The 12,264-nt window shown below is 39.5% G+C and carries 7 protein-coding genes; 6 read left to right on the top strand and 1 reads right to left on the bottom strand.

Going from position 1 to position 12,264, the window contains the following annotated elements; translation table 11 throughout:
- Positions 1 to 30: 30 nt before the first annotated feature.
- The 6 genes from uvrA to asnB all read left to right on the top strand — a co-directional run bounded on the left by uvrA (position 31) and on the right by asnB (position 11,255).
- A complete protein-coding gene (gene uvrA, locus VZD24_RS02010; protein ID WP_342686467.1) occupies positions 31 to 2,892 on the top strand; it encodes an excinuclease ABC subunit UvrA in 2,862 nt (953 codons plus the stop codon).
- Between the two features lie 60 nt (positions 2,893 to 2,952).
- Positions 2,953 to 3,642 (top strand): LOG family protein, encoded by a 690-nt coding sequence (locus VZD24_RS02005; protein WP_279447816.1) that lies wholly within the window; start codon positions 2,953 to 2,955, stop codon positions 3,640 to 3,642.
- Positions 3,643 to 3,687: 45 nt separating this feature from the next.
- On the top strand, positions 3,688 to 6,498 hold the full coding sequence (locus VZD24_RS02000) for a gluzincin family metallopeptidase (protein ID WP_342686468.1): 2,811 nt from the start codon (positions 3,688 to 3,690) through the stop codon (positions 6,496 to 6,498).
- Between the two features lie 38 nt (positions 6,499 to 6,536).
- On the top strand, positions 6,537 to 6,761 hold the full coding sequence (locus VZD24_RS01995) for a hypothetical protein (protein WP_279447814.1): 225 nt from the start codon (positions 6,537 to 6,539) through the stop codon (positions 6,759 to 6,761).
- Positions 6,762 to 6,860: 99 nt separating this feature from the next.
- Positions 6,861 to 9,275, top strand: coding sequence for an alpha-ketoacid dehydrogenase subunit alpha/beta (locus tag VZD24_RS01990; protein ID WP_279447813.1), 2,415 nt, complete (start codon positions 6,861 to 6,863; stop codon positions 9,273 to 9,275).
- A gap of 282 nt (positions 9,276 to 9,557) precedes the next feature.
- Complete coding sequence (gene asnB, locus VZD24_RS01985) at positions 9,558 to 11,255, top strand: asparagine synthase B (RefSeq protein ID WP_342686469.1); 1,698 nt, start codon at positions 9,558 to 9,560, stop codon at positions 11,253 to 11,255.
- A gap of 61 nt (positions 11,256 to 11,316) precedes the next feature.
- Here asnB and VZD24_RS01980 read toward each other — a convergent pair whose 3' ends face one another.
- Positions 11,317 to 12,156: a 1,4-dihydroxy-2-naphthoyl-CoA synthase gene (locus VZD24_RS01980; RefSeq protein WP_279447811.1), complete on the bottom strand. Its 840-nt coding sequence runs from the start codon at positions 12,154 to 12,156 to the stop codon at positions 11,317 to 11,319.
- Between the last annotated feature and the right edge of the window lie 108 nt (positions 12,157 to 12,264).

The raw sequence follows: 12,264 nt of genomic DNA, 5'->3' as shown, positions 1-12,264 counted from the left end.
TTTCGGTTCAATTGAGTACCTTTGCAAGCTATGTCGAAAAATGAGGATTTTATAGAAGTTTTGGGCGCTCGGGTCCACAACTTAAAGAACATTGACGTTCGTATTCCAAGAGATAAATTAGTTGTAATAACAGGTCTTTCCGGCAGCGGAAAATCCTCTTTGGCGTTTGATACCATTTATGCCGAAGGGCAGCGCCGCTATATTGAAACTTTTTCTGCCTACGCCCGCCAATTTTTGGGTAGTTTAGAGCGACCAGATGTCGATAAAATTGAAGGTCTTTCACCCGTAATTGCCATTGAGCAAAAAACTACGAGTAAAAGTCCGCGTTCTACCGTCGGGACCATCACAGAAATTTACGATTTTCTTCGGCTTTTTTATGCACGTGCGAGCGATGCTTATAGCTACAACACGGGGCAGAAAATGGTATGCTATAACGACGAACAAATAAAACAATTAATTCTGGAAGAGTATGCGGGCAAAAAGGTAAGTATACTTGCACCCAAAATTAGATCTAGAAAAGGTCATTATCGCGAACTTTTTGAACAGATTGCCAAACAAGGCTTTTTAAAAGTACGCATAGATGGCGAAGTGCGCGATATAACCAAAGGAATGAAGGTAGATCGTTACAAAACACACGATATTGAAATTGTAATAGATCGTTTAAAAATACCATCAATAGCTACTATTGATGTTTCTGAAATTGAAGGAGCCGAAAACCATAAGCGACTCGCTGAAAGTATAAATACCGCCATGTATCACGGCGATGATATTTTAATGGTTTTAGACAACGATACAAATGAAGCCCGTTATTTTAGCCGATCGTTAATGTGTCCGAGTTCGGGTATTTCATATCCAAACCCCGAACCCAATAATTTCTCTTTCAATTCGCCCAAGGGGATGTGCCCACATTGCAAAGGGTTGGGTAAATTATACGAAGTAAACCTAGACAAGTTAGTACCAAATCCCAAACTTTCTATAAAACAAGGTGCTTTGGCTGCACACGGTCCGCAGAAAAACAACTGGGTGTTTAAGCAACTGGAGTTAATTGCCGAACGTTTCAAATTTAAGCTGAGCGATCCTTTTGAAAAAATTCCGAAGGAAGCCAAAGACGTTATCTTTTTCGGCGGGAATGAAAAGTTTGATATTGAATCGAAAGCATTGGGAATTACCCGAAGCTATAAAATAGATTTTGAAGGAGTTGCTACTTTTATACAAAACACTTTTGATGCCAGCGAAACCACGTCACTAAAACGATGGGCAAAGGAATATATGGATAAAATCCCGTGTCCGGAATGCCAGGGAGCACGACTTCGAAAAGAGTCATTGTTTTTTAAAGTGAACGGAAAGAACATCGCTGAACTGGCCCATATGGATGTAATTGAGCTGGCGGAATGGTTTAGGGATCTCGATAAAAATATTTCGGAAACACAATTAAAAATAGCTTCAGAAATTATTAAGGAAGTACGTTCGCGACTTCAATTTTTGGTAGATGTTGGTTTAACATATTTAGCCTTAGACAGAGGTTCAAAGTCGCTTTCGGGAGGCGAAGCCCAGCGCATCAGATTGGCCACACAAATTGGATCGCAGTTGGTTGGCGTGCTATATATTTTAGACGAACCCAGTATTGGCCTGCATCAACGCGATAATGAACGCTTAATTTTTTCATTGAAACAATTACGCGAAATTGGTAATTCGGTAATTGTGGTGGAGCACGACAAAGACATGATAGAAAGCGCCGATTTTGTTATAGACATTGGCCCCGCTGCGGGTAGGCATGGTGGCGAAATAGTCTCGGAAGGCACACCCGAAGAAATTAAAAAACATCATACTCTTACCGCCGATTATTTAAACGGTACCAAAAATATTGAAGTTCCGAAGCAGCGACGCGATGGCAACGGAAAAACCTTAACTTTAAAAGGAGCTACTGGCAACAATTTAAAAAATGTATCGGTAGAAATTCCATTGGGGAAAATGATAGGAGTTACGGGCGTTTCAGGAAGCGGAAAATCTACTTTAATCAATGAAACCCTTTACCCTATTCTCAATGCATATTTTTTTAACGGGGTTAAAAAGCCAATGCCCTATAAAAAAATCGCGGGACTTGAAAATATTGATAAAGTAATTGATATTAATCAGTCGCCAATTGGAAGAACACCACGAAGCAACCCAGCCACATACACAGGTGTTTTTTCCGAAATTAGGAATCTATTCGCTAAAACACCCGAGGCAATGATTCGGGGTTATAAACCCGGACGATTTAGTTTTAATGTGGCTGGCGGTCGCTGTGAAACCTGCAAAGGCGCTGGACTTCGGGTTATTGAGATGAATTTCTTACCCGACGTTTATGTAGAATGCGAAACTTGCCAAGGCAAGCGTTTTAATCGAGAAACTTTAGAAATTCGTTATAAGGGCAAATCTATTTTCGACGTTTTGGCAATGACTATAAATGAAGCGTCAGACTTCTTTGAAAATATTCCAAAAATTTATCGAAAAGTAAAAACCATAAAAGATGTAGGTTTAGGCTATATTACCCTTGGCCAACAATCTACAACCCTTTCGGGTGGCGAGGCACAGCGTATAAAACTAGCTACGGAACTCTCTAAACGCGATACCGGAAATACGTTCTATATTTTAGACGAACCCACTACCGGGCTTCATTTTGAAGATATTCGCGTGTTGATGATTGTACTAAACAAACTAGTGGAAAAAGGGAATACCGTTTTAATAATTGAACACAATATGGATGTAATAAAGACCGTAGACTATATTATAGACATTGGCCCAGAAGGTGGAAAAAAAGGTGGAAAAGTGATGGCTCTGGGAACCCCAGAAGAAGTGGCAGAAAACAAAAAAAGCTACACCGCCCGTTTCCTTAAAAAAGAATTATATTAGTTGCTTAATGATAAAGCACCAAATTTATTAAACAGATTACAATACACTGAATACCGAATAATGAGAGACGAACAAATACCAAAAAACTGGAACCAAGTTAAGACCAATGACTCTTGGGCGATTTTTAAAATCATGGGAGAATTTGTAAATGGATACGAAAAAATGAGCCGTATTGGCCCTTGCGTTTCAATATTTGGGTCCGCTAGAACCAAACCGGATAATCCACATTACAAATTGGCCGAAAACATAGCTAAGAAAATAACCGAAAATGGTTATGGTGTTATAACCGGTGGTGGTCCTGGAATAATGGAAGCAGGAAATAAGGGAGCCCATTTGGCCGGCGGAACATCAGTTGGGTTAAATATTGCACTGCCTTTTGAGCAACACGACAATCCGTACATAGATAGTGATAAAAATATTGATTTCGATTACTTTTTTGTGCGAAAGGTAATGTTCGTAAAGTACTCTCAGGGCTTTGTAGTTATGCCCGGAGGCTTTGGAACTTTAGATGAATTTTTTGAGGCATTAACTCTCATTCAAACGCATAAAATAGATAAGTTTCCAATTATTTTAGTTGGCACCGAATTTTGGGGGGGACTTTTTGAATGGATAAAAACCACACTTTTAGAAGCCAATAATAATGTAAGTGCCGAAGATTTAGATTTAGTCCACTTAGTAGATACCGAAGATGAAGTGCTTCAAATATTAAACGATTTTTATAACGAGTATAATTTAAGTCCGAATTTTTAATAGTCTTTTCTTCGCGAACCTGTTTAAATTCACTAAAATTTTTTGATGCCAAATAGAATCATATTCCTCTTCCTATTTTGTTTGGTAGCACAAGCAAGAGCTCAGCATACAATACATATAGATGCTACGCTTAACCCTGCACAGAAAACTCTTTCAATTAAACAAAAAATTACTTTTAAAAATACCACTGCAGATACATTACGGGAACTCTACTTATTTGATTGGCCCAATAGTTTTTCCACTAAAACCAGTCCGTTGGGCAAGCGTTTTTCCGAAAACTACAACAGTTCTTTTCATTTTGAAAAAGATAGCGATCGCGGTAAAACTTCTATCGAAAAAATATATACTAATACTGCTACGCCACTTCAGTGGGCACGCGGAGAAGAGGTAGATATTTTAAAGGTTATTCCCGACAGTCCGTTGCTTCCGGGGGCGAATTACACCTTTAATTTAGAATATGTTGTAAAAGTTCCAAACAGTAAGTTTACTCGGTTTGGAGTAGATAATCAAGCAAATTTTAAATTGCGAAATTGGTATATTTTGCCTGCTGTTTACAATGGTGAATGGCGCATTTACAGCAATAAAAACACCAACGATCTTTTTACTACACCTTCAGAATACTCCATTGTTCTTCAGCTTCCAAAGCAATACTCAGTACTATCGGATCTAGAGTTGGTTTCGGAAAACATTTCAGAAAACAAAAAAATAGTATCGTTAAAAGGCAGCCAACGTACAAATGCAATACTTTACTTGCAACGATATTCAAACTTTGAAACCATTGAAACCGATAAGTTTACCGTAGTAACCAACTTACAAAACAGCAAGATAAACCCGCCGGTACAAGCTTTACTGATTGATAGAATTGCCCATTTTTTAGATGAAAAGCTCGGCCCCTATCCGTTTCAGAAAATGGTTATCAGCGAAGCAGATTATAAAACTAATCCGGTGTATGGGCTAAATCTTTTGCCTAGTTTTATTAGCCCCTATCCCGATGGTTTTGAGTACGATATGGAACAGTTAAAAACCATAACACGGCATTATATTCAAAACACGCTTATTTTAGATTCGCGCCGCGATTATTGGTTACAGGATGCGCTTCAGATTTATTTAATGATGAAATATGTAGATACCTATTATCCTAAAATGAAGATTATAGGGAATCTGAGTGATTGGTGGGTAATTCGTTGGGCGCACGCAGCAGATCTTGAGTTTAATGATCAGTATCCTATTTTATATTTAAATATGGCACGCAATAATATTCATCAATCTTTAACAACCCCAAAAGATTCATTGTTAAAGTTTAATATGAATATTGCCAATGGATATTATGGAGGCAGCGGCTTGCGTTATTTAGAAGATTATCTAGGCCAAGGCGTTTTAGATAAAGCAATAAAGGAATTTTATGTGGCAAATAAGTTGCAACCAGTTACATCTTCAGATTTTGAAAATTTACTCGCCAGCAAAACAGATTTGCCCATAAATTGGTTTTTTGAGGATTTTGCCGACACCCGAAATACCATTGATTTCAAAATTAAAAATGTTAAAAAAATTGGCGATTCGCTTAGAGTTTCCATAAAGAATAACAGGCAAAGCGAACTGCCCATTTCGCTATACGGTCTCAACAAAAATACGGTAGTATATAAAACCTGGACAAAGCCTTTAGATAGTATAAGCACTATTACTATTCCGGCCCAAAATATTGAGAAACTAGCTTTAAATTACGAAGGAAAAATACCCGAATACAACCGAAGAAATAACTTTAAAACCGTAAATGGGCTATTGAACAAACCCTTGCAATTTCGGCTATTTCAGGACGTGGAAGATCCTAGATTCACACAGTTTTTCTTTATGCCTATTTTCGAGTACAACCTCTACGATGGCGTTTCGGCAGGTTTGCGACTTTACAACAAAACGGTACTGCCTAAAGCCGTTCATTACAGTTTAGAACCTCAATTCGGATTTCGTTCCAAAACGCTCGTGGGCAGTGCGTCTATTAGTTATTCCCAGACCATGGATCAGGGCGATTTATATGCAATGCGCTATGGATTTTCGGGAAATTATTATTCATACGATCGTGGACTTTTTTATAAACGCTTTACACCTTATATAACATTTGCTTTCCGGAATTCAGATTTGCGCAACAATGAAAAACAATTTATAAATCTGCGAAATGTAAATGTTTATAGAGATGAAAACCCCAATGATACCGATCAAGAGCCCAATTATAGTGTGTTTAATATGCAATATGTATATTCAAACCCAAATCTTATAAATTATTTTAGAGGGGTTGCAGACTACGAAATTTCATCCAAGTTTAGCAAGCTTTCGGTAGATTTAGAATACAGAAAGCTGTTTTTGAGTAACAGACAGTTAAATCTTCGTTTCTTCGCGGGGGTGTTCTTATTTAATGATACGCGAGAAAATGAAGATTTTTTCAGCTTCGCATTAGACCGTCCAAATGATTATCTTTTCGATTATAATTATTACGGTCGAAGTGAAGACTCCGGACTTTTTAGCCAACAGCTTATTATTGCTGAAGGCGGCTTTAAATCGCAGTTAGAACCCGCCTATGCCAATAGTTGGATGGCAACCGTGAATGCCAGCACCAATATCTGGAAATGGATTTATGCCTATGGCGACATAGGGTTGGTGGCAAACAAGGAGCGAGGCGTAAATACCGTGTTCGATAGCGGAATAAGATTGAGTTTGGTTGCAGATTATTTTGAATTGTATTTCCCTATTTATTCCAACTTAGGATTCGAACCCAACTTACCCCATTACGACGAAAAAGTACGATTTATTGTAACTTTAAGTCCAAAAACATTGCTCGGCTTGTTTACCCGAAGATGGTACTAGATTACAAATTTTAAACGAACAAGTAACCATATAGTTTAATGCAAATACTCAATAACTGGCGCATCATTATATTAATTTGCCTTACACTTGGTTTGGCACCATTTTTTCCAGAACCACACCTTTGGGGAAAACTAAAATGGATTGCAGGAGGCGCCGAAGGAATGCAAGCCGAAGACTGGTTTGACGTTTTATTGCACGGGTTTCCGTTTATCCTACTACTTAGATTATTGATTTTGAAGCTAATCCCTATTAAAACAAAATAGCAAGAAAAATCGCAGCTTTTTGAAAATTGCTATGTTCTAAAATTAGCGTTGAAAAACTCCTTCAATTTCGCTACTTTTGTAATCCTTAAAGAAAAATTCATGCAGACAGATCCAAAGACAAATGGCGAGATTTCCTTTGAAGATTTCAAAGAAACAGTTCTAAACGACTACAAAATTGCGGTAACCAGTCGCGAGTGTAGTCTTTTAGGGCGCCGCGAGGTACTTACGGGAAAAGCGAAGTTCGGTATTTTTGGCGATGGAAAAGAAGTGCCACAATTAGCCTGGGCCAAAGCTTTTAAAAATGGCGACTGGCGTAGTGGTTACTACCGAGACCAAACTTTTATGATGGCCATTGGCAAACTTACCATCGAGCAATTTTTTGCTGGTTTGTACGCACATACCGATATAAAAGCAGACCCAATGAGCGCCGGAAGACAAATGGGCGGTCACTTTGCTACACATTCACTTAACGAAGATGGTAGTTGGAAAAACCTAGCGCAACAAAAAAACAGTAGCGCAGATATTTCGCCAACGGCAGGGCAAATGCCACGTTTATTAGGGTTGGCACAAGCTTCAAAAATTTTTAGAAACGTAAAAGGCATTGAAAACAAAACCAATTTTTCCATCAACGGAAATGAAGTTGCTTGGGGCACCATTGGAAATGCCAGCACCAGCGAAGGCCTTTTTTGGGAAACTATAAATGCCGCTGGCGTTTTACAAGTACCAATGGTTATGAGCGTTTGGGATGACGAATATGGAATTTCCGTTCACGCAAAACACCAAACTACCAAAGAAAACATCTCTGAAATCTTAAAAGGTTTCCAACGTACCGAAGATGAAAAAGGGTATGAAATTATACGGGTAAATGGTTGGGACTATTCTGAACTTATAGACGTTTACAGTCGCGCCTCACAGATTGCGCGCGACGAACACGTGCCGGTTTTAATTCACGTACAACAACTAACACAGCCCCAAGGCCACAGTACCAGCGGCTCTCACGAACGCTATAAAAGCAAGGAACGCCTAGCATGGGAGGTAGAATACGATTGCAACGCTAAAATGCGCGAATGGATGATTGCAAGTGATATTGCTACGGAAGAAACTTTGGAAGCTATTGAAAAAGAGATAAAAAAACAAGTTCGCGACGGTAAAAAAGCAGCTTGGGAGGCATTTGTATCGCCACAGAAAACCGAGCAGGAAGAAGCCGTTCTCCTTCTTGGTAATTTAGCTGAAAACAGTGCCAATAAAAACTTTATTGAAAAAATAAAAAATGAACTGGCCGCCGAAAAAGAACCATTGCGCAGAAATATTCTCGCATCGGCCAGAAAGGCATTGCGTTACGTAACTGGTGAAGAATCAACAGAAAAGAAACAACTTCAAGATTGGATTGCTAATTATTTTGAACTTATTCAACCTAAATACAGCACACATTTATATTCCGAAGCAAAAGAAAATGCCAAAACTATTGCAGAAGTAGCTCCTACATATGCCCAAGATGCAGAAGATGTTGACGGACGTGTAGTGCTGCGCGACAATTTTGACGCCATTTTTGAAAAACATCCAGAAGTATTAATTTTTGGGGAAGACAGCGGTACAATTGGCGACGTAAACCAAGGTTTGGAAGGAATGCAGGATAAGTATGGAGAACTTCGGGTTGCCGATGCGGGCATTCGAGAAGCAACCATTCTTGGGCAAGGTATTGGAATGGCCATGCGAGGCCTTCGCCCTATTGCTGAAATTCAGTATTTAGATTATATTTTGTACTGTTTACAAATAATGAGCGACGATTTGGTGACGGTTCGCTATAGAACCAATGGCACTCAAAAAGCACCGCTTATTGTGCGTACTCGTGGCCATAGATTGGAAGGAATCTGGCATAGTGGCTCTCAAATGGGTGGTCTAATTCACCTGTTGCGAGGTATGTATGTACTAGTGCCAAGAAATATGACAAAGGCCGCCGGGTTTTATAATACACTTTTAGAAACAGATGAGCCTGCATTGGTAATAGAATGCTTAAACGGCTACCGCTTAAAAGAAAAAATGCCCAACAATTTGGGCGATTTTAGAACACCAATTGGGGTAGTTGAAACAATTAAGAAAGGTACCGATATTACGTTAGTTTCATACGGAAGTACGTTAAGAATAGTTGAGGAAGCTGCCAAGGAGCTATTGCAAGCCGGAATTGATGCCGAAGTAATAGACGTACAATCGCTATTACCGCTAGACATAAATCACGATTTGGTGAAAAGTGTGGCCAAAACCAACAGATTGCTAGTTATAGATGAAGATGTGCCAGGGGGCGCCTCGGCCTATATTCTTAACCAAGTAATTGAAGTACAGGGCGGATATAAATACCTAGATAGCAAACCACAAACACTAGCCGCGAAAGATCACCGTCCACCCTATGGAACCGATGGCGACTATTTTACCAAACCCTCTGTAGAGGATGTTTATGAAAAAGTTTATGAAATTATGCACGAAGCCAATCCTTCAAAGTTTCCAAAACTTCGATAATTAAATTTCAAAATATATAAAAAAGAATTGCGTTGGTTTAAAATAATTATTCTACATTCGTAATTCACAAGTAAAACAAAAACAAGTATATGTTACATTTAAGTTTAAATATTAATAATAACGAGCTGCCGTAACAAAAACTTGTCGCGATATACGGCCCGTCAGGTTTTTCCTGACGGGCTTTTTTTTTGGCTTCGACTTAGCTCAGCCGAGTTCAAAATAAACAGTTCTAGGTAGTGCTGATGAATTTAAAAAGAAACTAACCATTTAAATTATAAAATTATGTGTGGAATTGTATGTGCATTCGATTTAAAACGGCCTTCAGAAGAATTAAGGCCGCAATTACTAACCATGGCAAAACGATTAAGACACCGCGGTCCAGACTGGAGTGGAATTTTTAGCAACAAAAAAGCCATTATGGCACACGAACGCCTGGCAATTGTAGATCCCACTTCAGGTAAACAACCGTTATTTTCTGAAGACAAAAAGCTGGTTTTGGCCGCGAACGGTGAAATTTACAATCATTTGGAATTGCGCAAGCAATTTGTTGGAAAATACAACTTCCAGACAAAAAGTGACTGCGAGGTAATTTTAGCGCTCTATAGGGAAAAGGGAGTTTCACTTTTAGATGAGCTCAACGGAATATTTGGATTTGCGTTATATGATGCAGAAAAGAATGAATATTTAATAGCTCGAGACCACATGGGAATTATCCCGCTCTATATGGGCTGGGATAAAGATGGAACATTTTATATCGCCAGCGAATTAAAAGCACTGGAAGGCTTTTGTACTAAAATTGAACTTTTCCCTCCCGGTCATTATTTACACAGCAGTGATGAACAATTAAAACAATGGTGGACCCGCGATTGGATGGATTTTAACGCTGTACAAGAAAATGAAACAAGTATAAGCGATTTGCGAGAAGCATTGGATGCCGCCGTAAAAAGACAGTTAATGAGCGACGTGCCCTATGGAGTTTTGCTTTCCGGAGGTTTAGATTCTTCCATTACTTCTGCGTTGGCTAAAAAGTACGCCGATAAACGTATAGAATCTGGCGACACCGAAGGTGCTTGGTATCCAAGACTGCATTCCTTTGCTGTAGGCTTAGACGGATCACCCGATTTGGCTGCCGCCCAAAAAGTTGCTGAACATTTAGGCACAGTACACCACGAAATAAATTTTACTGTCCAAGAAGGCCTTGATGCAATACAAGATGTTATTTATCACGTTGAAACTTACGACATAACTACCATTCGCGCCTCCACCCCAATGTTCTTATTGGCGCGTGCTATTAAGGCAATGGGTATAAAAATGGTATTATCAGGCGAGGGTGCTGACGAAATCTTTGGTGGATATCTATATTTCCATAAGGCGCCATCGGCTAAAGATTTTCACGAAGAAAACGTACGAAAATTAGACAAACTACATATGTATGACTGCTTACGTGCCAACAAATCTCTAGCTTCTTGGGGTATTGAAGGCCGTGTTCCTTTTCTCGATAAGGAATTTATGGATGTTGCTATGCGGTTAAACCCAAAAGATAAAATGATACTTGCCGGACAAAAAACTCCACAGGATAAACAGGCAATGGAAAAGTGGGTCCTCCGCGAGGCTTTTGGCGATATGTTGCCGAAAGAGGTAGCGTGGCGGCAGAAAGAGCAATTTAGTGATGGGGTGGGTTACAGTTGGATCGATTCCTTAAAAGAAATGGTCAATGAAAAAGTGACCGATGATCAAATAGCAAATGCTCATTATAGATTCCCGATACAGACTCCTACAAGTAAAGAAGAGTTTTATTACCGAACCATTTTTGAAGAACATTTTCCAAGCGATGCTGCAGCTCTAACAGTACCAAGCGTGCCAAGTGTGGCTTGTAGCAGTCAAGTAGCGTTAGATTGGGATGAGAGTTTTAAGAACATGAATGACCCGAGCGGGCGTGCGGTTAAAAATGTGCACGCGGATGCTTATGGAAATAAATAATTATTTAAGGTCTGCGAATTTTACTGTCGCATCAATATCAACTTTAAAAAAATATAACGAGCTACGGCAACCACTTCTTATCAAAATTAGGCTTTCGTTTTTCTAGAAAAGCATCGCGCCCCTCTTTGGCCTCATCGGTCATATAGGCAAGGCGCGTTGCTTCACCTGCAAAAACCTGTTGCCCAACCATGCCGTCATCGGTTAGGTTCATGGCAAATTTCAGCATTTTTATGGAAGTTGGGCTTTTCGCAAGAATTTCCTGCGCCCATTCATAAGCTGTATCTTCTAATTCATCATGTGGAATTACGGCATTAACCATTCCCATTTCAAAAGCTTCCTGTGCAGAATAATTTCTTCCAAGGAAAAAGATTTCACGGGCTCGCTTCTGCCCTACCATTTTGGCCAAGTAAGCACTTCCGTAACCACCGTCAAAACTGGTAACGTCGGCATCGGTCTGTTTAAAGATAGCGTGTTCCTTACTTGCTAGGGTTAAATCGCAGACCACGTGTAAGCTGTGCCCGCCGCCCACTGCCCATCCCGGAACTACACAAATAACCGCCTTCGGCATAAAACGGATTAATCGTTGTACATCCAGAATATTTAACCTGTGATAGCCGTCATCGCCTACATATCCTTGGTGGCCACGCGCCTTTTGGTCGCCACCGCTACAGAAACTATACACCCCATCTTTAGATGATGGACCTTCCGCAGATAACAATACCACTCCAACAGATGTATCTTCTTGCGCATCGTGAAAAGCATCAAGTAATTCGGCGGTTGTTTTTGGCCGAAACGCATTGCGCACATCAGGCCTGTTAAATGCAATTCGCGCTACGCCATTTGCTTTTTTATAGGTTATATCTGTATATTCTTTTGCTGTTTTCCAGTTGGGTGAAATCATATTTGTTATTTTAGCGTAAATATATGAAATCATACTCTTAAATTATACAATGACGTCTCGAGTGCAGTCGGGCGGTCGTATTAACTTATAAATTACATTATGGTCTAG

Source organism: Aequorivita flava (assembly GCF_038742595.1).
GTDB lineage: Bacteria > Bacteroidota > Bacteroidia > Flavobacteriales > Flavobacteriaceae > Aequorivita > Aequorivita marisscotiae.
This window is presented reverse-complemented; position numbering and strand designations above follow the sequence as displayed.